Below are 26,090 nucleotides of genomic sequence, written 5' to 3'. Positions count from 1 at the left end.
ATTCTCTTTTTTGTAACTTCATTTTTATAAATTTGTCTTACTATTACACAAATAACCCTCACACTAAAAACAATATAAAAATGAAAAAAATATTTTTATTTCTTACAACCGCATTTTTAATAACATCTTGTGCTTCTACCAAAGAATTAGAAGCTATAAAAGCAAAACATGAACAAACAAAAGAAGAGTTGGTAGCTGTAAAAGCGAACTTAACAAAGTGTTTGGTTGAAAAAGAAAGCTGCGAAGACAAAGTTTCTACATTAAAATCATCTGTAGGTGATTTAAAAGCGGATAAACAAAACACACTTCAACAAGTAGAAAACTTGACTGTTTTAACAAAAGGAGCTAATGATAATATTAAAGAAACATTAACTCAATTAAGTAAAAAAGATAAATACATTAATAGAATTAGAGCTGCTGCCTCTAAAAAAGATTCATTAAACTTAGTTGTTGCTTTTCACTTAAAGAAGGAATTACAACAGGGTATTGATGATGAAGATATTCAAGTTAATGTTGAGAAAACAGTGGTTTTCATCTCTATTTCTGATAAATTATTATTCAAAAGCGGAAGCTATACTATTTCAGAGAAAGCTTCAAAAGTTTTAGAAAAAGTAGCTACAGTTGTAAACGGTCAGCCAGAAATGGATGTAATGATTGAAGGGCACACAGATAACACACCAGTATCAAAAGGATCTAGCATCAAAGATAATTGGGGTTTAAGTGTTTTACGTGCAACTTCTATTGTTCGTGAATTACAAAACAAATACAGCGTAGCACCTAGCAGATTAATCGCAGCAGGTAGAGGTAGTTATGTACCTTTAACCACAAACGACACTCCTGAAAATAAAGCAAAAAACAGAAGAACAAAAATCATTATTCTTCCTCGTTTAAATCAATTTTTTGAATTGTTAGAGCAAAAAGCTGAGTAATCACAAACTCTCATAATATTAAAAAGACTACTCTAACGGGTAGTCTTTTTTTATTCAAAAAAAGTAACGTTCTTTGTGTTCTAGAACCAAATTTACCATGCTAAATATTATTTTACCGAAGAGATTTCAACTATTAAAAACATTTAGTTTAACTATTTTATTTTTTGCATTTATAGTTCGATTTGTTTTATACATTTTAGCTTTTAAACACATCGATTTTTCGTTAATAAAACTAATAAAAATATTTATTGTTGGTTTATTTTTCGACATCAATAATCTACTTTATTTAATTAGTATCTATGCAATATACCTACTAATTATTCCTTCAAAATTTCACGGGAGTTTACTCGACAAAATCATTACCAAATTCTCTTACGGACTTTTCTTATTTGTTTTTATTTTTTCTTTTTTAGCTGAAATTCCTTTTTGGGACGAATACCAAAGACGTTATAATTTTATTGCCGTTGATTACCTTTTATACACCTATGAGGTTATTGAAAATATTCATCAATCGTTCCCTTTACCCTTATTGATTGGGATTATTGTTTTAGTATTGGTTTTTAGTATTCGTTTCGCATCAAAGAGAAACGCTTACAAAAACACTTTTAATAATTCCGACACTTTTAAATCGAAGCTTATTCCTACATTAATCATATTAATTAGTTTAGGTTTTTGCCATAACTACATTACAAATAATAATGCAGAAGTATTTACAAGCATCAATGAAAACGAACTCGCTAAATCTGGCATGTATTCATTTTTCGCTGCTTATGAGAGTAATGAACTGGACTATAACGAGTTTTACGCAACACTTCCGAAGAAAAAAACGTACAAATTACTTTCAGAAAACATAAAAGCATCTAACGACAGCTTACTAGCAAAAGATAACATATACCGATATACAAAAAACGACAGCACAGAACTAAAACCTAATGTAATTTTCATAGGCTTAGAAAGTATCAATGCTCGTTTTATGCAAAGCTTTACAAGTACAAAAAACTGGACTCCAACCTTAGATTCACTAGCTAATAATTCAGTATTCTTCACAAGTTTATATGCTACAGGAACAAGAACTATTAGAGGTATTGAAGCTATCAGCTTAGCTATTCCTCCAACACCTGGCCGAAGTATTGTTAAACGCGAAAACAATGATAATTTAGCTACTATTGGTGATGTTTTTAAACAAAAAGGGTATAGCAGAACTTTCTTTTATGGAGGTGATGGTCATTTTGATAATATGACAAATTATTTTAGCTACAACGGATTTGATATTGTTGACAGAAGAAAATCACATCGTTTAAAAGAAGAACTACCTACTAATAGAACACGTATTGAAGATGATGAAATGACTTTTGAAAATGCTTGGGCAGTTTGTGATCAAGATCTTTTTAATAAAGTATTAAAAGTTACTGACGAAAAAGCAAAAAGTAAGCAGCCTTTTTTTAGTTTTATCATGACAAGCTCAAATCACAAACCCTATACATATCCTGATAATGTTGTTGATGTTCCTTCAGGGAAAAACGTAGAAGGAGCCATAAAATATTTAGACAAAAGTTTAAATGAATTCTTAACAAAAGCTAAAACAAAAGCTTGGTATAAAAACACAGTATTTGTTATTATGTCTGATCACTGTGGTTTTAGTGCTGGTAGAACTGAAATAAACGTAAGAAATCATCATATTCCTGCTTTCATTACCAATCTAAAAAACCAAACCCCAATTAAAATAGATAAATTAAGTTCTCAAATAGATATATTTCCAACCCTATTCGGGTATTTAAATTGGTCTTACAACACGAAGTTATTCGGAACAGACATCAATAAAATGCAGCCAGAAGATGAACGCGCATTTATAGGAAATCATCGTAAGGTAGGTTTATTAAAAAAAGAGAAGTTATTACTATTAGAAACCAACAAAAAACATAAATCGTACCGTTGGAATAAAGATAAAAATGAAATCACACCAACAAAAACAGATTCTTTATTCTTAAACGAAACAATCTCCTATTATCAAGCCGCTTTTGACCTATTTAAAAACGGAAAATTAAAAGTTAAAAATTAAACTAACACGCTATTTGTCAATCAAATAATTAACCGTACATTTGCAGACCTTTTTTAAGGATAAATAAATATATTAATAAACAAAAACTAATCGTGTAATTATGAACACATTAAGTTACAAAACGGTATCAGCAAACAAAAACACTGTTAATAAAGAGTGGGTTTTAGTTGATGCGGACGGGCAAACGTTGGGTCGTCTAGCTTCTAAAATAGCAATGCTAATTAGAGGTAAGTACAAGCCAAATTATACTCCTCACGTAGATTGTGGAGACAACGTGGTTGTTATCAACGCAGAAAAAATTGTTTTAACTGGTAAAAAGTGGACTGACAAGTCTTACATCCGTCACACAGGATATCCAGGTGGACAAAGATCATTAACTGCTACAGAAATGTTCGAAAAAGATCCTACAAGATTAATCGAAAAAGCAGTAAAAGGAATGTTACCTAAAAACAAATTAGGTAGTGCATTATACAAAAACTTGTATGCTTATGCAGGTACTGAGCACCAACAAACTGCTCAAAACCCAAAAGCTATTAACCTTAACGATCTTAAATAATGGAAACTGTACACAAAATAGGTAGAAGAAAAACAGCTGTTGCTCGTATTTATCTTTCAGAAGGTAAAGGAAACATTACTGTAAATAAAAAAGAGTACAAAAACTACTTTACAACAGGAACTTTACAATACAAGATCCAACAACCTTTAATGTTAACTGAGAACTTAGAATCTTATGACATTAAAGTAAATGTATATGGTGGTGGTATTACAGGTCAAGCAGAAGCAATTCGTTTAGCAATTACTAGAGCATTAGTAGCTATTAACGAAGAGCACAGAGCTGTGTTAAAGCCAGAAGGTTTATTAACTCGTGACCCTAGAATGGTTGAACGTAAGAAATTCGGTCAGAAGAAAGCACGTAAGAAATTTCAGTTCTCTAAGCGTTAATATTTATCACTGCTTTGCAAAAAGCTTTGGTTTTGTATTTTCAAAAAGAGACTGTTATAAATTAATTTTTAACAGTTTAGTATCTAAATATTTCAGACTTAATATAACTACTGAAATATTGTGAAAACAGAACGTAAACACATTTTATTAAAATGGCAAATATTCAAGAATTATTAGAAAGTGGAGTGCACTTCGGTCACTTAACTAGAAAATGGAACCCTAACATGGCTCCTTATATTTATACTGAGCGTAATGGTGTTCACATCATCGATTTGTATAAAACATCTGCTAAAATTGATGAAGCTGCATTAGCTTTACAAAAAATAGCAAGCTCTGGTCGTAAGATCTTATTCGTTGCAACTAAAAAGCAAGCGAAAGATATCGTAGCTGAAAGAGCAACAAACATTAACATGCCTTTTATTACTGAGCGTTGGCCAGGTGGTATGTTAACAAACTTCGTAACTATTCGTAAAGCTGTTAAGAAAATGGCTACTATTGATAGAATGAAGCAAGATGGTTCTTTTGATGCATTATCAAAAAGAGAAAAATTACAAATCAATCGTCAGAGAGCTAAATTAGAGAAGAATTTAGGTTCTATTTCTGATATGACTCGTTTACCTGCAGCTGTTTTTGTAATTGATGTAAAAAAAGAGCACATTGCTGTTGCTGAAGCACAAAAATTAAACATTCCAATCTTTGCATTAGTTGATACAAACTCTGATCCAAGACCAGTTGATTTTGTAATTCCTGCAAACGATGATGCTTCAAAATCTATTGATAAAGTATTATCTTATATTACTGATGCTATCAATGAAGGCTTAACTGAAAGAAAAGCTGACAAAGAAAAGACAAAAGTAGAAAAAGCGCCTGCTAAAACAGAAGCTAAAGAAGAAAAAGTAGCTACCGAAGCAGCACCTGCTAAGGAAGAAACTAAATAATTTCAATTTAAAGGTTTCATTAAATTGAAACCTTTAAATTTTTTACAACAATATATTTACAACTAAAAATAACTACAGAAATGTCAGTAAAAATTAGCGCTGCAGACGTAAAAAAATTAAGAGAAACTACCGGAGCTGGTATGATGGATTGTAAAAATGCATTAGTAGAAGCTGAAGGGAACTTTGATAAAGCAATTGATGTTTTACGTAAAAAAGGACAAAAAATAGCTGCTAAAAGAGCAGATAGAGAGTCTACTGAAGGTGTTGCAATCACTAAAATTAGTGATGACAATACTTACGGTGTTGCTATTGTATTAGCATGTGAAACAGATTTCGTATCTAAAAATGATTCATTTAAAGATTTAGCTTCTCAATTTGTTGCTATTGCTTTTAATACTAAAAGTAAAGAAGAATTTTTAGCTGCTGATTTTGGTGGAGTAACTGTTGCTGAGAAGTTAATCGAGCAAACAGGAGTTATCGGTGAAAAAATCGATATTACTTCTTTCGAAAGACTTGAAGCACCTTATGTAGGAGCTTATACTCATATCGGTAAAATTGCTGCTATGGTTGGTTTATCTGAATCTATAGATAAAGCTGCTGAGTTATCAAAAGACTTAGCTATGCAAGCTGCTTCTATGGGAGCAACTTCTTTATCTTACAAAGGTTTTGATCCTGCTTATGTAGAATCTGAAACTGAAGCAAGAATTGCTGCTATCGTAAAAGACAATGAAGAATTAGTTCGTTTAGGTAAAACTTTAAAGAACGTTCCTCAATATGTATCTAGATTACAATTAACTGATGCTGCTTTAGCTAAAGCTGAAGAAGAAGCTAAAGAACAATTAAAATCAGAAGGTAAACCAGAGAAAATTTGGGATAAAATTTTACCAGGAAAAATGGAAAGATTTATTTCTGATAATACAACTTTAGATCAAGAACAATGTTTATTAGATCAAAAGTTTATTAAAGACGAAAAGAAAACTGTTGCAGAATATGTTTCTTCTTTTGGTGACGTAGAAGTTAAAAACTTCGTAAGAATCACTTTAGGATAATTCTTACCAATATCTTTATAATTAAAACCATCCAATTTTTTGGATGGTTTTTTTTATTTTATCAAAATTTAAACTCAAAAAAAAAACGTAGTTTTGCATAACTTTCAACAAAACTATGCAATACAAGAGAATCCTTTTAAAATTAAGTGGCGAATCATTAATGGGAGACCGTCAATACGGTATCGACCCAAAGAGACTTAAAGAATACGCACAAGAAATTAAACAAGTACTAGAAAAAAATGTTGAAATTGCTATCGTTATTGGTGGTGGAAATATTTTTAGAGGAGTGGCTGGTGCTAGTCAAGGTATGGATCGCGTACAAGGTGACCATATGGGAATGTTAGCAACCTGTATTAATGGTTTAGCTTTACAAAGTGCCTTAGAAGACGAAGGAATTCATACGCGCTTACAAACAGCTATTGAAATTAAAGAAATAGCAGAACCTTATATTAAACGTCGTGCAAATCGTCATTTAGAAAAAGGACGCGTGGTTATTTTTGGTGGAGGAACAGGAAATCCTTATTTTACAACTGATACCGCAGCTGTATTAAGAGCAATTGAAGTAAATGCAGATGCAATATTAAAAGGTACACGTGTTGATGGTATTTACAACGCAGATCCAGAAAAGGATGAAAACGCTGTAAAATATGACAAAATAACATTTAAAGATGTTATTAAAAAAGACTTAAAAGTAATGGACATGACCGCATTTACTTTAAGTGAAGAAAATAAATTACCAATTATTGTTTTTGATATGAATAAAAAAGGTAATTTATTAAAATTAGTTACCGGAGAAAAAATTGGAACGATAGTTAATAACGAATAAACTCAAAGAACCTTCTTCTTTTTTTTAAGAAGGCAATAAAACGAACAAAATGAACGAAGAGATAGATTTTATTTTAGATTCGGCCAAAGAGGCAATGAACAACGCTATAGCGCACTTAGAAAAAGAATTACGTACTATTAGAGCTGGTAAAGCTTCGCCTGCAATGCTTGCAAATGTACAAGTAGATTATTATGGCTCTGCAACACCTTTAGGACAAGTAGCTAATGTAAGTACTGCAGATGCAAGAACCATTACAGTTCAGCCTTGGGAAAAAAACATGTTACAAGAAATAGAAAAAGCTATTATGCTTGCAAACTTAGGTTTTAACCCAATGAATAATGGTGATAATATTATTATTAATGTACCTGCGTTAACTGAAGAGCGTCGTAAAGAATTAGCTAAACAAGCTAAAGCAGAATCTGAACATGCAAAAGTAGGAGTTCGTAATGCACGTAAAGATGCAAACAACGACATTAAAAAAACTGATATTTCTGATGATTCAAAAAAAGATGCAGAAGCTGAAGTTCAAAAAATAACAGATGTTTTTATTAAAGATATTGATGCTAAAGTATCTGTAAAAGAAAAAGAGATAATGACAGTTTAATTATTTCTAACAAACTTTAAAAAGAGTGTCTTTATGACACTCTTTTTTTTCGTTTAATTGGTTCATTTACCATAACTTTGCAAAAAATATTTGAATGACTTTTTGGACTAAAATCGCTGGATTTATATTACGAAACCGATACTTGGTTTTAATTGCTGTTGCTATTATCACAGCACTTTTAGTTTCTCAAATGAAGTACATGCGCTTCTCATATACTGAGGCAAATTTACTTCCTAAAGATCACGAAGCAAACATACAATACGATCAGTTTTTAGATATTTTTGGAGAAGAAGGTAACTTAGTTATTTTAGGAGTTAAAGATTCAACTATTTTTACACCTGCTAAGTTTAATGCTTGGAATAATCTTGTAAAAACTTTAGATAGTGTAAAACAAGTAGATTTCACACTATCTATTGCAGATGTTAAGCAATTGAAAGCTGATAGAAAACAACGAAAATTTGTTCTCGAACCACTATTTGATAAAGCACCTACTACCAACGAAGAGGTAAATAAAATAAAAAAACAACTCTTCGAAAAACTTCCTTTTTACGACAACTTACTTTACAATGAACAAGGTACTTTACAAACTGCCATTTACATAAATAAAGACATTGTAAACACCCCAGCTAGAAGAGATTTTATTGCTGAAATTTTAATACCTACTGTTGAAAAATTTGAGAAAGAGCATCAAATAGATGTCCGCATGTCTGGAATGCCATACATACGCACCATAAACTCTCAGAATATAATTGATGAAATGCAGCTCTTTGTATTAGGAGCTTTAGGTATTACAGCTGTTATTTTCTTTTTCTTTTTTCGTTCTTTTAGAGCAACATTTATCACATTATTAGTTGTAGGTATTGGTGTTGTTTGGGCTTTCGGGTTTATTGGTTTATTTAGATATGAAATCACTGTATTATCCGCTTTAATTCCGCCATTAATTATTGTAATCGGAGTACCAAACGCTGTTTTCCTTATCAATAAATATCAGCAAGAAATAAAAAAACACGGTAACCAAGCAAAGTCATTACAACGTGTAATTTCTAAAATTGGTAATGCTACATTAATGACAAATATTACAACAGCATCAGGTTTTGCAACCTTTGTTTTTGTAAAAAGCCAGCTACTTAGAGAATTCGGAATTTTAGCTTCAGTAAATATCATTAGTATTTTTATTTTAGCTTTATTAATCGTTCCGATTATATACAGTTTCATGCCTCGCCCTGAAAAAAAACATTTAAATCACTTAGAAAAAAAGTGGATGGGAAATGTTGTTTTTTGGATGGAACGAATGGTAAAACAACGACGTATTACTATTTATATTACTACAGTAATCGTTATCATGCTAAGTATGGTCGGTTTGTTTCAAATTCGTGTTTCTGGTAGTTTAATTGAAGACATGCCTAAAGGAATGCAGTTTTATAAAGACATTAAGTTTTTTGAAACTGAGTTTGGCGGAATTATGCCTCTAGAAATTTTGATTGACACCAAAAGAGAAAAGGGTGTGATGAAACTTTCTACGCTAAAAAAGATGGAAAAGTTAAATGAAACTATTGAAACTTTTCCTGAGTTATCAAAACCTATTTCTATCACCAACTTAGTTAAATATTCTAAACAAGCTTACTATAAAGGAAACCCAAAATATTATCAATTGCCAACCAGTCAGGAAAAAGCACACATTTTTGCTTACACAAAGAATTCTGATAGCAATTCGGGCATGCTGAAAAACTTTGTTGATAGTACAGGTCGTTACGCACGTATCACAACTTTTATGAAAGATGTTGGTACCGATAAGATGGATATTATTCAAGATCGCCTAAATGCGGTTATAAAGAAGCAATTTCCTGAAGAAAAGTTTACTGTTTCTATGACAGGAAAAGCATTGGTTTTCTTGAAAGGAACTAACTATTTAATTAAGAACTTAGTAATTTCTTTATCGCTTGCAATACTATTGATTTCAATTTTTATGGCGTGGATGTTCCGATCTTATAAAATGATTTTTATATCATTAATCCCCAATATGCTTCCGTTATTAATTACGGCTGGCCTAATGGGTTTCTTTAGTATCCCTATAAAACCATCTACAATTTTAGTTTTTAGTATTGCTTTTGGAATTTCTGTGGATGATACTATTCACTTTTTAGCAAAATACCGACAAGAATTACTAGCTAATAATTGGAAAGTAAAACCAGCTGTTTATTCAGCATTACAAGAAACTGGAGTGAGTATGTTTTATACATCAATCGTATTGTTCTTTGGCTTCTTAGTTTTTACACTTTCTAGTTTCGGAGGTACAATTGCTTTGGGAGGCTTAGTTTCAGTTACCTTACTATTAGCAATGGTATCTAACTTATTGTTATTACCTTCTCTCCTTTTATCTTTCGAAAAGAAAATAGCAAATAAAAGAGTTTTAAAAGATACCAAATTTAAAATACTACCTCCAAAAGAGGATATAAATAAAAGTAAATAAGGTTCTTTTAATCCTTTTAAATTAATTTTTACAACCATAAAAAAGGGTTAGCAATTGCTAACCCTTTTTACATTCTTTTTCACAATACCTTAATATAGTCTTTTTCATAACTATTTTTTTTTAATTTCCAAAATATACTTACTATTGTAGTATATTTTTTGCTTTTAATCCCCTTAAAGTACAGTACAAATATACAATCAATTTAATGTTTAAGCAACTGCGTCTTTACACAGGTTGTATAGATTTATGGATATAGCACCAAATAGTATTGGAGAATACACTAAAAAAAGAGTATCAGATACTCCTATAGATAAGAATTCAGAAGCATATAACTTCTATAAAAAAACAATACCTAAATTCATAGGAGAGGCCATATATATCTATTCTTTTAAAGAAGAGAAAATGTTATATGCTCATGGTTGGGAAGAGTTATTAGGGTACAAAAATGAAGAAATAACAATGCTTAAAATAGTAAGCTGTACCTCTCCCCGACATTTTAATTTTTCTAATGAACTTAATGATAAAGCGCTTCAGTTTTTAAAAACAAAAACAACAGAACTAGAAAAATATAGTTTTACACTAGAACTTGAAAAAATTGATAAAAATGGTGCTATTGTTCCGTTATTTTCTAGGGTTGGTATTTTTAAATCTTCAGAAGGAAAGGTTGAAGAAATAATTGGTGTTTCTCAAATCATAAAATCGCTTAAGCATAGTAATGTAATGCAATATGCTGCATATGGTCCAGACACCTCAGATTTTGAAGAAATCTTAAACAAAGAATTATTTAAACATTTTGCTATTTCTAGAAAAGAAAAAGAAGCACTAAGTATGGCTGCCAAAGGCCTTGCGTTTAAAGAAATCGCCAACGAATTAAAGGTAAGTCAATCGGCAATTGAAAAACGAATTATACCATTATACAAACGTTTTAAAGTAAAAAGCTTACCCCATTTAATTAGTTTTGCTCACACAAATCACATTCTTTAGCATTTAATGGATTAGATTTATCTTTTTGATTTTAGCTGCATTTACCCCTATTTCAAGTAGCATTTCCGTCCATTTATCCTCCTGACTTAAGGTGTTTTCGTTGCCTAAAATCCAAATAATATTTTTATTTGCAATAATGTCGCAATTTTCTTTATTAATTTCACCTGTATTAGTGGGGTCTAAAAATTGTAGAATCTTTTTTGGTGTAATTAACTCTTCTTCTATTGGCTTACCCGGATTCACGTCATCAATTACCAAATAATCACTTTCTTTCCACGACCAAATTCTATGGATATTTAATTTTGTATTTTCTTCAATAAAGAAAAAACTAAATAACTTCATAGCACTCGTATACAAACAAATTTTATGCTTTATTGATAATTCATTTAAAACTCCTACTCCCAAACTAGTTTTTCCACAGAATTGTGAACCGAAAACTAGCAAATGATTTCCAAAATCATTTGCTTCAATAAAATTAAAAACATCCTTTTTTTCTACTTCTTTAATTTTAAAATTCCATTGACTTAATCGAAATTGAAACGGATAATTAGCATAATGTTGGTACATTTTAGTCAGATACCAATAACTTGAAGCTCTTAATAAATAAATAAAAAGACCAACGACAATGATTATTGTAAGTTTATCTTGTAATCCGTTTATATATAAACTGTATAGCACTGCACCAAACCCGAAAAAGGCAACATCTGTAATTGTATCATACGCTATGTTTAACCATTTTGGATTAAATATATATTTTTCTTTTTTAGGGATGAAAAACATCTTGTTTGAAGATGTTTTTTTAGTTAGCAATGATCCTAAAAAATTATACGTTTCAAATAAAAACCAAAATAAAGTTACCATAAGACACGCGTAAATAGGATTTTCGTATCCTTTTATATCTTTAATATTATCATATAAGATAAAAGAAGGCACAAAGCCTAACGCCATATGACCAAATTGATTTGCTAACCAGGAATATGTTAATGTTACACCCCTATGAGAATCTTTACCTATTAAATCTTTTTTAAACTGATTTAAAACAGTTTTTCTTTTAATTTTATCCATCTTTATAAATACAGTTGTAAAAATACACTACTTTTAAAATTATCTTATGAAAATCAATTATAATCTACATTGATTGTTTTATTTCAAAAAAGTATCTTTGCTTCTCAATTTTTTAGAAGATGAAAAGAAGTAGCGTTAAAGAATTATTACATTCTGATAAATTTTTACAAGAAGTACATGTAAAAGGATGGGTTAGAACCTTTAGAAGCAATCGTTTTATTGCTTTAAATGATGGCTCTACCATTAATAACATTCAATGTGTTGTAGATTTTGAAAACACAGAAGAAGAACTTTTAAAAAGAATTACAACAAGTGCTGCGGTAAGTATTACTGGTACTTTAGTTGAAAGTGAAGGTAAAGGACAAAGTGTAGAGGTTAAGGTTACTAAATTAGAAATATTAGGAGATTCTAATCCAGATGAATATCCTATTCAACCTAAAAAACACAGTTTAGAGTTTTTAAGAGAAAATGCACATTTACGTATTAGAACCAATACATTTAGTGCGGTTATGAGAGTTCGTTCTGCCTTATCTTTTGGAGTTCACAAATACTTTCAAGAAAACGGATTTAACTACGTTAACACACCAATAATTACAGGGTCGGATGCTGAAGGTGCAGGAGAAATGTTTCATGTATCAAATTTCGAAACAAATAAAGCACCTTTAAACGAAGAGGGAGACATAGATTATACCAAAGATTTTTTCGGTAAAGAAACCAACTTAACAGTTTCTGGTCAGTTAGAAGCTGAAACTTACGCAATGGCTTTAGGAAAAGTGTATACTTTTGGCTATACTTTTAGAGCTGAAAATTCTAATACAACACGTCATTTAGCAGAATTTTGGATGATTGAACCTGAGGTTGCATTTAATGATTTAGATGCAAATATGGATTTATCCGAAGATTTCATTAAATCGGTTTTAGGTTACGTTTTAGAAAACTGCAAAGACGATTTAGAATTTTTAGACAATCGTTTAACTCAAGAAGAAAAATCAAAACCACAAGCAGAACGTAGCGACATGGGATTAATTGAAAAATTAAACTTTGTTGCAGAAAATAACTTTAAAAGAGTAAGTTATACAGAAGCTTTTGATATTTTACGTAACTGTAAACCAAATAAAAAGAAGAAATTTCAGTTTCCTATTACAGAATGGGGAGTTGATTTACAATCAGAACACGAGCGTTATTTAGTTGAAAAACACTTTAAATGTCCGGTAATTTTATTTGATTACCCAGCTACGATTAAAGCTTTTTACATGCGTTTAAACGACGATGGTAAAACAGTACGTGCAATGGATGTTTTATTTCCTGGAATCGGAGAAATGGTTGGTGGATCGCAAAGAGAAGAGCGTTTAGATGTTTTAAAATCTAAAATGGCTGATTTAAATATAGACGAAGAAGAATTATGGTGGTATTTAGACACTCGTAAATTCGGAACAGCAGTGCATTCTGGTTTTGGTTTAGGCTTTGAGCGTTTAGTTTTATTCACAACAGGTATGAGTAATATACGTGATGTTATTCCTTTTCCTAGAACGCCACAAAACGCAGAGTTTTAAAGAAATCATAAAATTATATACTACAATCGTCATTCCTCACAGAATGACGATTTCTTTTTAACCTATTTCATATATTTGTAAGTATGTTAAAACAAGGTTTACATTATAAGTTACTTCAAAAATTATCTCCACAACAAATTCAGTTGATGAAGTTAATTCAATTACCTACACAAGCTTTTGAAGAAAGATTAGAACAAGAGATTGAAGAAAATCCTGCTTTAGATACTGGTAAAGAAGAACCAGAAAACTTCGAAGACACTTTAACAAATGCTGATGATTATGATGAAGGAAGTGAAAAAATTGACACTGACGATATAAATATTGATGAGTATTTAAGTGACGATGAATACCCGAGTTATAAAACACAAGCTAACAATTATTCGGCAGATGATGAAGACAAACAAGTTCCTTATGCAGCAGGAACAAGTTTTCATCAATCATTAAATAGCCAATTAAATACTTTTAGAATTAATGAAGAGGAACGTGCTATTGCTGATTTTTTAGTTGGTAGTATAGATGATAGCGGATATATTCGTAGAGAAATTATCGATTTAGTAGATGATTTAGCTTTCACTCAAAACGTATTTACGACTGAAGATGAAGTAGAAAAAATTTTACTTAACGTAGTCCAAAAATTAGATCCGGTTGGTGTTGGCGCACGTGATTTAAAAGAATGTTTGATTATTCAATTAAAAACAAAATCAGAAAAAGAAACTAGAGCTTTAGCTATTGATATTCTTGAAAATGCGTTTGATCACTTTGTAAAAAAACATTACAAAAAACTTCTAGAAAAGTTTACTATTGATGAAGAGCAACTAAAAGAAATAATTACCGAAATAGGTAAATTAAACCCAAAACCTGGTAGTTCTTATGCTGGAAACAACAAGATAGCAGAACAAATCGTACCAGACTTTTCTATTCAAATTATTGATGGTGTTTTAGAACTTACTTTAAATTCTCGTAACGCGCCTGAATTACATGTTTCACGTGAATATAACAACATGTTAAAAGGTTATAGTGATGCTAAAACCAAAAGTAAAAGCCAAAAAGATGCAGTATTATTTATTAAGCAAAAATTAGATTCTGCAAAATGGTTTATTGATGCTATAAAGCAACGCCAACAAACATTATTAGTTACCATGAATGCTATTATGCATCGTCAAGAAGCTTATTTTTTAACTGGTGATGAACGTAAGTTAAAACCTATGATTTTAAAGGATATTGCTGACGAAATTCACATGGATGTTTCAACGGTTTCTAGGGTTGCTAACAGTAAATATGTTTCTACTCCTTACGGAACAAAACTAATAAAAGCATTCTTCTCTGAATCGATGAAGAACGATCAAGGAGAAGATGTCTCAACACGAGAAATCAAAAAAATACTTGAAACAGTAATTCAAGAAGAAGACAAACGAAAACCACTTACTGATGAAAAATTGGCTAAACTTTTAAAAGAAAAAGGATACCCAATTGCTAGGCGAACAGTTGCTAAATATCGTGAACAGTTGGATATATCTGTTGCACGATTACGAAAAGAAATATAATGCGTTGGCATAAATTCATATCTACTATTTTACATCCAATTGTAATACCTACAATTGGTATTATTCTGTATTTCATCATAACGCCTATTAATTTAAGTCGACATCAACAATACACAATATTAGGTGTTGTATTTGTTGTTACTTATGTTATACCTATACTTTTATTAATCCTTTTAAAAGCTATCGGCTATATAAAATCATATCAAGTACACGGAATTAAAGAACGTAAAATTCCGATATTTTTTATGATGACTTTACTATTTTTTTTAGGTAAGTTTTTTCTAGAAACAACCATTATTAGAGATTTAAGTTACCTCTTCTTTGGAGTTGTATTTGGATTGGGTTGCATTTACATTCTTTTTATCACAAAAATAAAAACAAGCTTACATTTATTGTCTATTGGAGCAGCAACAGGATATTTTTTACTCTTTCAGCAAATACACAATACTTTTATTTTGCCAATTATTATTGTGTTTATATTACTTTCTGGACTCCTAGCAAGCTCTAGACTTTACTTAAAGTCTCATTCTGCAAAAGAAGTGTATCTTGGTTTTTTTATTGGTTTAATAAGCCCATTTATCGCTTATTACTTATTATAGTAAATAAAAGCTTAATCCGAATCGTGCAATCTTAGTATTAATTTTATTTCCGTTTAAATAAGCATTTTTAAAAATGGGAGTTAATCCGTAATATGCATGAAAATTAAAAGTTCCATATCCTACAGAAAGAATTACACCAGTTTGAAACTTATTATATTTATTTAAGTTAGAGATATCAATTTTCACCCCAGCATCAGTGTAATTGAAATTATTACTTATGTTGTAACTTAACTTAACACCTGTATAAAATCGCCAGAAAGAGTAAGTATTTACTGTTGATGATCTCCAACGAAATTGTAAAGGCATTTCAATATTATGTAGCTTTAGCTTATTATAACTAATTGTATTATCTACTTGAAAATTATTTAAACTTCCTTCAACGACTTTTAAACCATGATTAAATGAATCGAAACCATACCCCACTCCAATACCCAATGCTATTTTTCCGCTTTTAATTAGCGGAATATCTTTTATATAACCACCTGAAAACCCGAATGAAAAACCACTTTTACCGACTTCTTTTGGCTGATTATTCAATCCGTTATAGGAAACATTAATATACAATTGATCTTCCCAATAGCGCTGCCCTATCTCTAAAGAATCCTTTTGAGCATAGCTATTTATTGATAAAAAAAATAAAAAAAAGGTATAATGTTTTTCATATTACTTAACTAACGTTAAATATAAGATTAATTGTATAAAAAAAGAGCAATCTTCCGATTGCTCTTTTTTTTATTTAGCTAAAAAGTAATTACTTTTTAATATCACTTGCTTTGTGAGTAGATAAACTTAATTTAAGAGCATTTACATCTCTTAATTTCTCACGAATATCGGCTAATGTACCAACACTCGATTCTTTATCCATCTTAATAGATGTGGTCATAAATGGAACTTCAGCTTCTGATACATTTCCTCTTTCTAAGAAAATAAAAGAAGGTACATCATCTGGTGTAGCAATCTTATCGTTTAACTGAATTCTATTAAAACCTGTACCATATTTAGCATCTTTTGCCTTACCAACATAAATTGTACTCACTAAACTTTTACGTTCTAGTTTCTTTACTTCACTTGCACTAGGTAAACGTGGAGCTTCGATTGCTAAATCGCTCTCTCTCATTACTGTTGTTACCATGAAGAAGAATAATAACATAAAAACAATATCAGGTAGTGAAGAAGTATTCACTGCTGGCATCTCTTTTTTCTTCTTATTAAATTTAGACATACTTAAATTGTTTTAATACTATTGTACATTAGTTGATTCTGTATCAGATATAATTTGAGGATAACTACTCTTAATATCTTCTACTTTTTTTCTTAATGCATCATCTTTTCTTGCACTTGCTTTAAAAGCTTTATCTAATTCCGTAAAACTCATACCGTATTTTTCTTGGCATAATTTATTACGTAATTCTGCATATGCTTTTAAAAGTTCATTTTGAACAGATACATACATGCCAAATTCAGTACCTCTATCACTTTCAACAGCGATAATTGCTTTGTTTGGATGATCTGACGAACTAGGATCTTTTGCTCCTTTACAATAGGTACAAGATGCTCCTGCATCTTTCCCTGGCATTGGATTACCAATACCACCACCGTTATCTATAAATTTAATAGCTGCATCTTTTAAGTCTTTTAACTCCATTCCTTCATTCTCTACGAATAACTGATTGTTTCTGTTAATACTAACTTGAAAAATGTTCTTTTCTTTTACAATAGGTGGCTTAACATCTGTTTTTTCAGCTAACTTTTTAGGGATACCTGAATCAACATCCATTGTTGTTGTTACAAGGAAAAATATAAGTAGCAAGAATGCAATATCTGCCATCGAACCTGCATTAATTTCTGGATTTTCTCTTCTTGCCATAATAAATTACGATTTAACGATTCCTTTTAATAAATCTACTACAAAGAATGCTCCTGCAATAGCACCTAAAATCATGGTAAAACTAATTCCTGTTCCTACCCATTTAGAAATACTTCCTTCTGCAACTAGCTCTCCGCCATCAGCACCTATTACTTGTCCGTTTGAAGACAACATATAAGACACTACAAAAAGCACCGCTAAAGCTGCAATACCTAATGCCGTTTTCTTTAAAGCGGCAGGGTTTTTAAACATGCTTAATAGTGAAATCACTATAGCAACGATTACGATTCCGATTAGTAAATAATATGAATAACTTACTAAAGGAGAAACAGCATCTGAAACAGCTTCTTTATTATCAGGATCTATTATTACAACGTTTACAAATAACGCGATACCAATTAATGATATTGCAGCTACAAGTAATGTTAATACTTTATTATTCATACGATTGATTATTTTTTATACTTAGCTAATAAGTCGATTAAAGAAATAGAAGCATCTTCCATGTTGTTTACAATACTATCGATTTTAGAAACGATGTAATTATAAAAAATCTGTAAAATAATTGCTGCTACAAGACCAAATACAGTTGTTAAAAGTGCAATTTTAATACCACCTGCTACTACTGCTGGAGAAATATCATTTGCTACTGCGATTTTATCAAAAGCTTCAATCATACCAATTACAGTACCCATAAAACCTAACATCGGTGCTAATGCAATAAATAAAGATAACCAAGAAACATTTTTCTCTAATAATCCCATTTGTACACCACCATAACCTACTACTGCTTTTTCAGCAGCTTCTAAACCTTCATCAGCTCTTTCTAAACCTTGGTAAAAAATAGAAGCAACAGGTCCTTTTGTATTTCTACAAACCTCTTTAGCAGCTTCAACACCACCAGAACTTAAGGCATCATCAACACTAGCTACTAATTTCTTAGTATTCGTTGTTGCCATGTTTAAATAAATGATTCTTTCAATTGCAATTGCTAAACCTAAAATTAAAGCGACCAATACGATACCCATAAACTGAGGATCTCCTTCAATAAAACGTTGTTTTAACTCTTGGTGAAAAGTTTTCTCTGCATCTTGAGCATTAGCAGACTGAATAGCCCCTAAAAACATAAATCCTGCAACAGTTAGGAAATTTACTACTTTCTTCATTTTGTTATAATTAATTTTAATAGTTAACGGGTTAAAAATACAAATTTTGTTATAAAAAACTCTTTTTTTTATCAAAAAGTAGTTCTTTGCTTGTACTTATTACACTTTTAATTTTCTATGTGGCAAGTAACAAAAAAATCTTGGTACATTAAAAAAAACTGTGTTATTTATAGGTTTTTTATTGTTTCCTCTACTATTTCAAGTAGTTACACACGTTAAAAATGAATTAAAAAACATGTTTTAACTAATTTCTCCTCTTAATGAAGTTTCAAAATAATGCTTAAATTGTTCTTTTGACAGCTTCTCTCCCAATAAATACATCATTTTTGCAACTGCGGTTTCGGTTGTGATATCTTTTCCATCAACAATTCCGATTCGTTTTAAATCTGAACTTGTTTCGTAATGTCCTAAAATGACACTTCCTCCTGCACATTGGGTTACATTCACAATATAAGTACCTTCAGCTACGGCTTTTTCTAATAAATCAATAAACCATTTTTCTGTAGGGGCATTTCCTGCTCCGTAAGTTTCTAAAACCACCCCTTTTAAATTAGGAATACTTATAAAACTTTTTACTACAGATGCCGTTATGCCTGGGAATAATTTTAAAATAGCTACGTTATTATCTAAATTCTTTCTAAAAACAAGTTTTTTACCTTCACTTTTTGGCGTAAACAACATTGGATAATTAAAATTTAAATGAACACCACTTACCACTAAAGGTGGATAATTCATCGAAGCAAAAGCTTCAAATTGCTCGGCATTTATTTTTGTTGTTCTATTTGCTCGGTATAATTTATACTCAAAATACAAGCCAACTTCCTGAATTACTGGCTTTCCGTTCTCATAAGTTGAGGCTACTTGTATTGAGGTAATTAAATTTTCTTTTGCATCTGTTCGTAAATCTCCAATTGGTAATTGAGAACCTGTAAAAATTACAGGTTTCTCTAAGTTTTCAAACATAAAACTAATTGCTGATGATGTATACGACATCGTATCAGAACCTGTAAGTACTACAAAACCATCAAATTTATTGTAATTATCAGAAATAATTTGAGCAATATCAATATAATAGTTCACACTCATGTTTGATGAATCAATAGGTTCATCAAAAGAAATCGTATCAATATCACAATGTAATTGTTGCAATTCAGGAATTTTACTAGATATCTGACTAAAATCAAACGCCTTTAATGCTCCGGTTTTATAATCTTTAACCATACCTATGGTTCCTCCTGTATATACTATTAAAATTTTAGGCTTATTTGACATTATGACACTTTTATTATAGGTAATTTAATATTGGAATAATTTATGTTGTAAATTTATCAAACAAAATTGACACAAAAATTTAAATCTAAATAAATATGATAGGATTTTATATTCTAATAGGTATTATCTCTTTATTCAGCTGGATAGTAAGTAATACACTTAAAAGAAAGTTTAAGAAATATTCGCAAGTTCATTTACGTAATGGTATGAGCGGAGCAGAAATAGCTCAAAAAATGCTAAACGACCATGGTATTAATGACGTAAAAGTAATTTCTACACCAGGTATGTTAACAGATCATTACAATCCACAAAATAAAACCGTTAATTTAAGTGAAGGTGTTTATAATCAACGTAACGCATCTGCTGCTGCAGTTGCTGCTCACGAGGTTGGTCATGCTGTACAACATGCAAAAGCATATCAATGGTTAACGATGCGATCTAAATTAGTGCCTATCGTTAGTATTTCTTCTCGTTTTTCTCAATGGATGATTATTGGTGGTCTTATTTTAGGTGCCGGTGCTGGTCAGCCAGGAATTGGACAAATGGTTGCTATTGGCGGACTTGTTTTTATGGCAATGGGAACTTTGTTTAGTTTTATTACACTTCCGGTAGAATATGACGCAAGTAATAGAGCGTTAGCTTGGTTAGAAAATAAACATATTGTAACTCGTGAAGAATTAGCGGGCTCTAAAGATGCTTTAAAATGGGCTGCAAGAACATACTTAGTTGCCGCATTAGGTTCTTTAGCAATGCTTTTATACTGGGCGTTACGTATTTTAGGAAGTAGAGATTAGGCATTCTAGATACGTTTACATTTCTTTCTAAATAAAAAATGTTCTCGGAAAACCGAGAGCATTTTTTATATTTATATATCTTAGTCTTAAGACTTAATCATTTAGTTTTAAAACTGCCATAAATGCTTCTTGTGGAATTTCTACATTACCAACCTGACGCATTCTCTTTTTACCTTTCTTTTGCTTTTCTAATAACTTACGTTTACGTGAAATATCTCCACCATAACATTTTGCTGTTACATCTTTACGTAAAGCTTTTGTTGTTTCACGTGCTATAATTTTAGCTCCGATTGCCGCCTGAATAGGAATATCAAACTGTTGTCTTGGTATTAACTGTTTTAATTTTTCTACAATTTTCTTACCAATTGTATAAGCATTATCGGCATGTAATAATGCTGAAAGTGCATCAACAGGATCGCCGTTTAATAAAATATCTACACGAACTAGTTTAGAAGTACGCATTCCTATCGGAGAGTAATCAAATGAAGCATATCCTTTAGAAACTGTTTTTAATCGATCATAGAAATCGAAAACAATTTCTGCCAAAGGCATATCAAACGTTAACTCAACTCTCTCTGTTGTTAAGTAAGTTTGATTTACGATCTCTCCTCTTTTTTCTATACAAAGCGACATTACTTGTCCTACAAAGTCAGATTTTGTAATTATTGATGCTTTAATAAAAGGCTCTTCAACTTTTTCTAATCTAGACGGATCTGGTAAATCTGTTGGATTATTTAACAATACTATTTCCGTCGGATTTTTCTTTGTATACGCATGATAAGAAACGTTAGGAACCGTTGTAATTACGGTCATGTTAAATTCACGCTCTAAACGTTCTTGAATAATTTCCATATGTAACATCCCTAAGAATCCACATCGAAAACCAAAACCTAATGCCGCCGAACTTTCTGGCTGAAACACCAAAGAAGCATCATTTAACTGCAACTTTTCCATCGAATTACGTAATTCTTCGTAATCTTCAGTATCAACTGGATAAATACCTGCAAAAACCATTGGTTTTACATCTTCAAACCCATCAATAAGAGTCTCTGTTGGGTTCTCAAAGTCAGTAATAGTATCTCCAACTTTTACTTCTTTTGCAACTTTAATTCCTGTAATTAAATACCCTACATCTCCTGTTTTTACTTCTTGTTTTACTTCTTGTTCTAACTTTAAAGTACCAACCTCATCTGCTTTATATTCGGTACCTGTTGACATGAATTTAATACGTTGATTCTTTTTAATAGAACCATCAATTACTCTAAAGTAAGTTTCAATTCCTCTATATGAATTATAAACCGAATCAAAAATTAATGCTTTTAATGGCGCATCTGGGTTTCCTTGCGGTGGCGGAACTTTTGCTATAATTGCAGCTAAAATATTATCTACACCAAAACCTGTTTTTCCACTTGCGTGAATTACATCTTCGGGTTCACAACCTAATAAATCAACAATATCATCTGTAACCTCTTCAGGATTTGCAGATGGTAAATCAACTTTATTTAAAACTGGAATAATTTCCAAGTCGTTATCTAAAGCTAAATATAAATTAGAAATTGTTTGCGCCTGAATACTTTGAGCTGCATCAACAATTAACAAAGCACCTTCACAAGCTGCTATTGAACGAGATACTTCGTAAGAAAAATCTACGTGCCCAGGTGTATCAATTAAATTTAAAATATAATCTTCACCTTCAAACGTATATTCCATTTGAATTGCGTGCGACTTAATGGTAATACCACGTTCACGCTCTAAATCCATACTATCTAATAACTGCGATTTTTTTTCTCTCTCAGTTACTGCTCCTGTATAATCTAGTAATCTATCGGCAAGTGTACTTTTACCGTGATCAATATGTGCAATAATGCAAAAATTTCTTATTTTTTTCATCAATATAAAATTTCTCAATCCCTTAAAAAATCTAGAAAACAATTTTAAAAGACATCTTATTTTACTAAATACCCATTATGGGTTTCATTCGTCGTATTCCTAACCTCTTATGACCGACAAAGATACTTTATTGAAAAACGTTGTACAATTAAATATTTATTCAATAAAAAATAAAAAGTAACTTTGCACCATGGTAAAAATTGGTAATATAGAACTTCCTGATTTTCCGCTATTATTAGCGCCGATGGAAGATGTGAGTGATCCACCGTTTAGAGCATTGTGTAAAGAGAACGGTGCTGATGTTGTTTATACTGAATTTATTTCTTCGGAAGGACTGATTCGCGACGCTGCAAAAAGCGTAATGAAGTTAGATATTTACGAAAAAGAACGCCCTGTTGGAATTCAGATTTTTGGTGCAAACCTAGAATCGATGTTAAAAACGGTAGAGATTGTAGAAAAATCGAAGCCTGATATTATTGATATTAACTTCGGATGCCCTGTTAAAAAAGTAGTTTCTAAAGGTGCTGGCGCGGGTATTTTAAAAGACATCGATTTAATGGTTTCTCTTACTGAAGCCATGGTAAAACACACCAATTTACCTGTTACCGTAAAAACACGTTTAGGCTGGGATCATGATTCTATTAAGATTATAGAAGTTGCCGAACGCCTACAAGATGTTGGTTGTGCTGCAATTTCTATTCACGGTCGTACACGTGCACAAATGTATAAAGGTGATGCTGATTGGGCACCAATTGCTCAAGTTAAAAATAATCAAAGAATGCACATTCCTGTGTTTGGAAACGGTGATGTTACTTCGCCAGAAAAAGCAATGGAAATGCGCGATAAATACGGATTAGATGGCTGTATGATTGGTAGAGCCGCTATTGGTTATCCCTGGTTTTTTAACGAAGTAAAGCATTATTTTAAAACAGGTGAATATTTAGCAAAACCAACAATTGCGCAGCGAGTAGAAATGGCTCGTAGACATTTACAAATGGCTATTGATTGGAAAGGACCTGTTTTAGGAGTTTTCGAAACAAGAAGACACTACACAAATTACTTTAAAGGGATTCCGCATTTTAAAGAATACCGTATGAAAATGGTTACTTCGGATGATGCAAAAGATGTTTTTGCTGCTTTTGATGAAGTAGAAGCTAAATTCGGAAATATGATTATTCCTGAAATAGGTTAAGTTTATTTCTCAATAAAATCTTTAGAAATTCTTGAACTTGCTACCTTAGACGCTATAAATCCCAGTATTGAAATGGTAAGAATTACCACTAGTAAATTCACCCATCTAAATTCAACTGGATAAGCTAGGCTTTCGGTAATCATAAATAGTTCGTAACGTTGTTGTACTAACACTAATAAAATACCAATAACGACACCTACAATCATACCCATAATGGTTAATAAAAAACCTTGAAGGATGAATATTTTTTTAATTTCATCAATACTTGCACCTAAGTTGTATAAAGTTTTAAGGTTTTGACGCTTATCAATAATCATCATAATTATCGACCCTATTACATTAAACAAAGCGATAGCAATTATTAGTGTGAAAATTAAATACGAAATGAAATTTTCGGTATTAATAACCTTATAATACAAGGCATTTAATTGCGCTCTTGTTTTTACGTTAAAAGCAACCCCTAAATTATTTTGCAATTCTTCTTGAAAATCATCTAAATCAATATTTTCTTTTAGTTTTAACTCTATTCCCGAAATTTGATTCTCATCATAATTCAATAATTCCTGCGCTAAAGATAACTCAGTAAAAACATATTTATTTTGAAACTCTTCTGAACCCGAATACGCTCCGATAATTTGTGTAGATACAGATCGAAAAGCATTATTTACATTTACAAACCCTTTACCTGGCTTTGGCACCATAATTTGCAAAGGCTCTCCAAAATTTAAAATACTTAACGAGAGTTTATACGAAATTCCGTAACCAATAACTGCTGTATTTTTAAACTCAGGATCTACCCAAGTTCCTACAGCTAACAGAGAATCAACAGGAATAATACCTACATAATTTTCATCAACTCCTTTTATGTAAGCTATCTGGCTCTTGTCTTTGTACTTTAAAAAGACACGTTCTTCTATAATTTTTGAAATGGTCTTTATTTCGGTATTCTGAATTAATTGCTGATGAACAGCATTAGAATACTCAAAAGATTTCCCTTTTACAGTGGTTATTTTTATATCTGGGTCAGATGCGTCAAGTAGTGAATCACTAAATGTTCTTAACCCTGAAAAACCAGATAAAATTACAAACAATGCTAAAGCACCTATTACAACGCCAAAAACAGCAATAAATGTAATAATATTTATTGCGTTTGTACTTGTTTTAGAAAACAGGTATCTTTTAGCTATGTATAAAGAAAATTTCAATTTTAATAAATCTTAAATATTATTTTAAATAAAATTTATTAACGTTTTTGGCGACGTGGTAAAACATCTGGATTTTTAATAGGATCTACATCATCACCTTTTAAAGATTTATCAATATCTTCGATATAATCTAAACTATCATCACCAAAAAACAATAATTCTGGCATTCTTCTTAATTGATGTCTTGTTCTTTTCGCCATTTCATGACGAATCAATGGTGTGTTCGACTTTACACCGTCAACAATCTCATCTCTTTTATCAGAAGGAAATACGCTTAAATATACTTTCGCAACACCTAAATCTGCAGTAACCGAAACTTTAGATACCGATATAATCACTCCTTTCATTCCATCTTGTGCAGCACGTTGTAAAACATCTACCAAATCTTCTTGTAATACTCCTGCAATTTTTCGTTGCCTATTCGTTTCTTCCATGCTGCAAATTTAAGGATAAAATTACGGAGTGTAAATTTTATTTTTTATTGCATACATTACCATCCCTACTCTATTTCTTACATTAAGTTTTGTAAACAAACTATCACGGTAACCATCAATAGTTTTAGGGCTTAAAAACATCTTTTCGGCTATTTCTTTATAGGTTAACTCAGAACAAGCTAACTTCATGAATTTCATTTCATTACCTTTAAAAGACACGTTGTTATTTCCATTTTTTCCTGAAACTGAATCTAATAATAATGTGGTAACATTCTTTGTATGATAAAAGCCATTATCCATCATTTCTATCAGTGCTTTTTCTAACACTTCCTTTTGAGTATCTTTCAATAAATAGCCAACAGCACCTGCTTTTAACATTTTTAAAATGGTATTATCTGCATCCTCAACTGATAACGCCATTACATGCACATGTGGATGATGCTCAACAATCCATGCAGTTGTTTCAATACCGTTCATTACCGGCATATTAACGTCTACCAGTACTATATCTGGAATATTTTTAGGTGATGCAGAAAATTTATCGGAGACTTCTTTTCCGTTTTTACAGGTATATAATACTTTAAATTTATCAAAAGTATTAACCATCCCTTCAATGGCTTGAGACAATAACGTATGATCATCCACAACAACAACCGAATACTTCATAATTTTGTAGGTTTAATTAGTTTTGTTGAAAGGGGAAAATAA

At 31.1% G+C, this 26,090-nt stretch carries 26 protein-coding genes; 15 read left to right on the top strand and 11 right to left on the bottom strand.

Annotated elements, in window-relative coordinates; genetic code table 11:
• The first annotated feature begins 80 nt into the window (after positions 1-80).
• The 10 genes from PG912_RS02050 (at position 81) to PG912_RS02005 (ending at position 10,801) form a co-directional block, all read left to right on the top strand.
• A complete protein-coding gene (locus PG912_RS02050; protein WP_218771515.1) occupies positions 81-929 on the top strand; it encodes an OmpA/MotB family protein in 849 nt (282 codons plus the stop codon).
• A gap of 97 nt (positions 930-1,026) precedes the next feature.
• The gene (locus PG912_RS02045) at positions 1,027-2,988 is read left to right on the top strand and encodes an LTA synthase family protein (protein WP_275688272.1); all 1,962 of its coding nucleotides are present in this window, start codon (positions 1,027-1,029) and stop codon (positions 2,986-2,988) included.
• Between the two features lie 100 nt (positions 2,989-3,088).
• Positions 3,089-3,544, top strand: a complete 456-nt coding sequence (rplM, locus tag PG912_RS02040) for a 50S ribosomal protein L13 (RefSeq protein WP_028888421.1) — start codon at positions 3,089-3,091, stop codon at positions 3,542-3,544.
• Positions 3,544-3,930, top strand: coding sequence for a 30S ribosomal protein S9 (rpsI, locus tag PG912_RS02035; protein ID WP_028888420.1), 387 nt, complete (start codon positions 3,544-3,546; stop codon positions 3,928-3,930). The genes rplM and rpsI overlap by 1 nt, the downstream gene beginning before the upstream one ends.
• Positions 3,931-4,082: 152 nt before the next feature.
• Positions 4,083-4,868 (top strand): 30S ribosomal protein S2, encoded by a 786-nt coding sequence (gene rpsB / locus PG912_RS02030; protein WP_218771517.1) that lies wholly within the window; start codon positions 4,083-4,085, stop codon positions 4,866-4,868.
• Between the two features lie 80 nt (positions 4,869-4,948).
• The gene (tsf, locus tag PG912_RS02025; protein ID WP_218771518.1) at positions 4,949-5,917 is read left to right on the top strand and encodes a translation elongation factor Ts; all 969 of its coding nucleotides are present in this window, start codon (positions 4,949-4,951) and stop codon (positions 5,915-5,917) included.
• 115 nt (positions 5,918-6,032) lie between these two features.
• A complete protein-coding gene (gene pyrH, locus PG912_RS02020; protein ID WP_275688271.1) occupies positions 6,033-6,743 on the top strand; it encodes a UMP kinase in 711 nt (236 codons plus the stop codon).
• Positions 6,744-6,792: 49 nt separating this feature from the next.
• A complete protein-coding gene (gene frr, locus PG912_RS02015; protein WP_260586416.1) occupies positions 6,793-7,347 on the top strand; it encodes a ribosome recycling factor in 555 nt (184 codons plus the stop codon).
• A gap of 94 nt (positions 7,348-7,441) precedes the next feature.
• Complete coding sequence (locus PG912_RS02010; RefSeq protein ID WP_260586417.1) at positions 7,442-9,817, top strand: efflux RND transporter permease subunit; 2,376 nt, start codon at positions 7,442-7,444, stop codon at positions 9,815-9,817.
• Between the two features lie 246 nt (positions 9,818-10,063).
• Positions 10,064-10,801 carry a helix-turn-helix transcriptional regulator gene (locus PG912_RS02005; protein WP_260586418.1) on the top strand — a complete coding sequence of 246 codons (738 nt, stop codon included), beginning with the start codon at positions 10,064-10,066 and terminating at the stop codon, positions 10,799-10,801.
• 3 nt (positions 10,802-10,804) lie between these two features.
• Here the strand turns inward: PG912_RS02005 and PG912_RS02000 are convergent, their stop codons facing one another.
• Entirely contained in the window at positions 10,805-11,866 is a 1,062-nt protein-coding gene (locus tag PG912_RS02000) for a hypothetical protein (protein ID WP_275688270.1), read from the bottom strand.
• 119 nt (positions 11,867-11,985) lie between these two features.
• Here PG912_RS02000 and asnS point away from each other — a divergent pair, with 119 nt between their 5' ends.
• The 3 genes from asnS to PG912_RS01985 all read left to right on the top strand — a co-directional run bounded on the left by asnS (position 11,986) and on the right by PG912_RS01985 (position 15,562).
• The gene (asnS, locus tag PG912_RS01995) at positions 11,986-13,419 is read left to right on the top strand and encodes an asparagine--tRNA ligase (RefSeq protein ID WP_275688269.1); all 1,434 of its coding nucleotides are present in this window, start codon (positions 11,986-11,988) and stop codon (positions 13,417-13,419) included.
• 83 nt (positions 13,420-13,502) lie between these two features.
• Positions 13,503-14,963 (top strand): RNA polymerase factor sigma-54, encoded by a 1,461-nt coding sequence (gene rpoN, locus PG912_RS01990; protein ID WP_260586421.1) that lies wholly within the window; start codon positions 13,503-13,505, stop codon positions 14,961-14,963.
• Positions 14,963-15,562 carry a hypothetical protein gene (locus PG912_RS01985; RefSeq protein ID WP_275688268.1) on the top strand — a complete coding sequence of 200 codons (600 nt, stop codon included), beginning with the start codon at positions 14,963-14,965 and terminating at the stop codon, positions 15,560-15,562. Before rpoN ends, PG912_RS01985 begins: the two co-directional genes overlap by 1 nt.
• Here PG912_RS01985 and PG912_RS01980 read toward each other — a convergent pair.
• The 6 genes from PG912_RS01980 to PG912_RS01955 all read right to left on the bottom strand — a co-directional run bounded on the left by PG912_RS01980 (position 15,557) and on the right by PG912_RS01955 (position 19,867).
• Positions 15,557-16,186: a porin family protein gene (locus PG912_RS01980; RefSeq protein ID WP_275688999.1), complete on the bottom strand. Its 630-nt coding sequence runs from the start codon at positions 16,184-16,186 to the stop codon at positions 15,557-15,559. The genes PG912_RS01985 and PG912_RS01980 overlap by 6 nt on opposite strands.
• A gap of 127 nt (positions 16,187-16,313) precedes the next feature.
• A complete protein-coding gene (locus tag PG912_RS01975) occupies positions 16,314-16,784 on the bottom strand; it encodes an ExbD/TolR family protein (protein ID WP_260586424.1) in 471 nt (156 codons plus the stop codon).
• Between the two features lie 18 nt (positions 16,785-16,802).
• Positions 16,803-17,429 (bottom strand): ExbD/TolR family protein, encoded by a 627-nt coding sequence (locus tag PG912_RS01970; RefSeq protein WP_275688267.1) that lies wholly within the window; start codon positions 17,427-17,429, stop codon positions 16,803-16,805.
• A 6-nt stretch (positions 17,430-17,435) separates the two neighbouring features.
• A complete protein-coding gene (locus tag PG912_RS01965; protein WP_260586426.1) occupies positions 17,436-17,873 on the bottom strand; it encodes a hypothetical protein in 438 nt (145 codons plus the stop codon).
• Between the two features lie 8 nt (positions 17,874-17,881).
• Positions 17,882-18,595, bottom strand: coding sequence for a MotA/TolQ/ExbB proton channel family protein (locus PG912_RS01960; protein WP_260586427.1), 714 nt, complete (start codon positions 18,593-18,595; stop codon positions 17,882-17,884).
• A gap of 240 nt (positions 18,596-18,835) precedes the next feature.
• Positions 18,836-19,867: an asparaginase gene (locus PG912_RS01955; protein WP_260586428.1), complete on the bottom strand. Its 1,032-nt coding sequence runs from the start codon at positions 19,865-19,867 to the stop codon at positions 18,836-18,838.
• Positions 19,868-19,962: 95 nt separating this feature from the next.
• On the opposite strand from PG912_RS01955, the gene PG912_RS01950 reads away from it, so the two are divergent.
• On the top strand, positions 19,963-20,661 hold the full coding sequence (locus PG912_RS01950; RefSeq protein ID WP_275688266.1) for a zinc metallopeptidase: 699 nt from the start codon (positions 19,963-19,965) through the stop codon (positions 20,659-20,661).
• 93 nt (positions 20,662-20,754) lie between these two features.
• Here the strand turns inward: PG912_RS01950 and lepA are convergent, their stop codons facing one another.
• On the bottom strand, positions 20,755-22,551 hold the full coding sequence (gene lepA, locus PG912_RS01945; RefSeq protein WP_275688265.1) for a translation elongation factor 4: 1,797 nt from the start codon (positions 22,549-22,551) through the stop codon (positions 20,755-20,757).
• A gap of 190 nt (positions 22,552-22,741) precedes the next feature.
• Here lepA and dusB point away from each other — a divergent pair, with 190 nt between their 5' ends.
• Positions 22,742-23,743, top strand: coding sequence for a tRNA dihydrouridine synthase DusB (gene dusB / locus PG912_RS01940; RefSeq protein ID WP_260586431.1), 1,002 nt, complete (start codon positions 22,742-22,744; stop codon positions 23,741-23,743).
• Positions 23,744-23,745: 2 nt separating this feature from the next.
• Here dusB and PG912_RS01935 read toward each other — a convergent pair whose 3' ends face one another.
• From PG912_RS01935 to PG912_RS01925, 3 genes are read right to left on the bottom strand one after another with little or no spacing between them, the layout of a single operon-like run.
• A complete protein-coding gene (locus PG912_RS01935) occupies positions 23,746-24,948 on the bottom strand; it encodes an ABC transporter permease (protein WP_275688264.1) in 1,203 nt (400 codons plus the stop codon).
• 38 nt (positions 24,949-24,986) lie between these two features.
• Positions 24,987-25,382, bottom strand: coding sequence for a 30S ribosome-binding factor RbfA (gene rbfA, locus PG912_RS01930; protein WP_218771535.1), 396 nt, complete (start codon positions 25,380-25,382; stop codon positions 24,987-24,989).
• Between the two features lie 21 nt (positions 25,383-25,403).
• Entirely contained in the window at positions 25,404-26,051 is a 648-nt protein-coding gene (locus tag PG912_RS01925; protein ID WP_275688998.1) for a response regulator transcription factor, read from the bottom strand.
• Positions 26,052-26,090: the final 39 nt, after the last annotated feature.

It is taken from the genome of Tenacibaculum retecalamus (assembly GCF_027941755.1).
Classification (GTDB): domain Bacteria; phylum Bacteroidota; class Bacteroidia; order Flavobacteriales; family Flavobacteriaceae; genus Polaribacter; species Polaribacter haliotis_B.
Note: the sequence above shows the minus strand (reverse complement) of the source record. Positions and strands in the feature narration are given on the sequence as shown.

Bases quoted from the DNA above. Each gene is read 5' to 3' on its own strand.
- PG912_RS02005 (WP_260586418.1), top strand. From the start codon at position 10,064: ATGGATATAGCACCAAATAGTATTGGAGAATACACTAAAAAAAGAGTA.
- PG912_RS01985 (WP_275688268.1), top strand. From the start codon at position 14,963: ATGCGTTGGCATAAATTCATATCTACTATTTTACATCCAATTGTAATA.
- rpsB (WP_218771517.1), top strand. From the start codon at position 4,083: ATGGCAAATATTCAAGAATTATTAGAAAGTGGAGTGCACTTCGGTCAC.
- rpoN (WP_260586421.1), top strand. From the start codon at position 13,503: ATGTTAAAACAAGGTTTACATTATAAGTTACTTCAAAAATTATCTCCA.
- PG912_RS02010 (WP_260586417.1), top strand. From the start codon at position 7,442: ATGACTTTTTGGACTAAAATCGCTGGATTTATATTACGAAACCGATAC.
- PG912_RS01965 (WP_260586426.1), bottom strand. From the start codon at position 17,873: ATGAATAATAAAGTATTAACATTACTTGTAGCTGCAATATCATTAATT.
- asnS (WP_275688269.1), top strand. From the start codon at position 11,986: ATGAAAAGAAGTAGCGTTAAAGAATTATTACATTCTGATAAATTTTTA.
- pyrH (WP_275688271.1), top strand. From the start codon at position 6,033: ATGCAATACAAGAGAATCCTTTTAAAATTAAGTGGCGAATCATTAATG.
- PG912_RS02000 (WP_275688270.1), bottom strand. From the start codon at position 11,866: ATGGATAAAATTAAAAGAAAAACTGTTTTAAATCAGTTTAAAAAAGAT.
- PG912_RS02045 (WP_275688272.1), top strand. From the start codon at position 1,027: ATGCTAAATATTATTTTACCGAAGAGATTTCAACTATTAAAAACATTT.
- PG912_RS01975 (WP_260586424.1), bottom strand. From the start codon at position 16,784: ATGTCTAAATTTAATAAGAAGAAAAAAGAGATGCCAGCAGTGAATACT.
- dusB (WP_260586431.1), top strand. From the start codon at position 22,742: ATGGTAAAAATTGGTAATATAGAACTTCCTGATTTTCCGCTATTATTA.
- frr (WP_260586416.1), top strand. From the start codon at position 6,793: ATGAACGAAGAGATAGATTTTATTTTAGATTCGGCCAAAGAGGCAATG.
- rplM (WP_028888421.1), top strand. From the start codon at position 3,089: ATGAACACATTAAGTTACAAAACGGTATCAGCAAACAAAAACACTGTT.
- PG912_RS02050 (WP_218771515.1), top strand. From the start codon at position 81: ATGAAAAAAATATTTTTATTTCTTACAACCGCATTTTTAATAACATCT.
- PG912_RS01950 (WP_275688266.1), top strand. From the start codon at position 19,963: ATGATAGGATTTTATATTCTAATAGGTATTATCTCTTTATTCAGCTGG.
- PG912_RS01970 (WP_275688267.1), bottom strand. From the start codon at position 17,429: ATGGCAAGAAGAGAAAATCCAGAAATTAATGCAGGTTCGATGGCAGAT.
- rbfA (WP_218771535.1), bottom strand. From the start codon at position 25,382: ATGGAAGAAACGAATAGGCAACGAAAAATTGCAGGAGTATTACAAGAA.
- PG912_RS01960 (WP_260586427.1), bottom strand. From the start codon at position 18,595: ATGAAGAAAGTAGTAAATTTCCTAACTGTTGCAGGATTTATGTTTTTA.
- rpsI (WP_028888420.1), top strand. From the start codon at position 3,544: ATGGAAACTGTACACAAAATAGGTAGAAGAAAAACAGCTGTTGCTCGT.
- tsf (WP_218771518.1), top strand. From the start codon at position 4,949: ATGTCAGTAAAAATTAGCGCTGCAGACGTAAAAAAATTAAGAGAAACT.
- PG912_RS01955 (WP_260586428.1), bottom strand. From the start codon at position 19,867: ATGTCAAATAAGCCTAAAATTTTAATAGTATATACAGGAGGAACCATA.
- lepA (WP_275688265.1), bottom strand. From the start codon at position 22,551: ATGAAAAAAATAAGAAATTTTTGCATTATTGCACATATTGATCACGGT.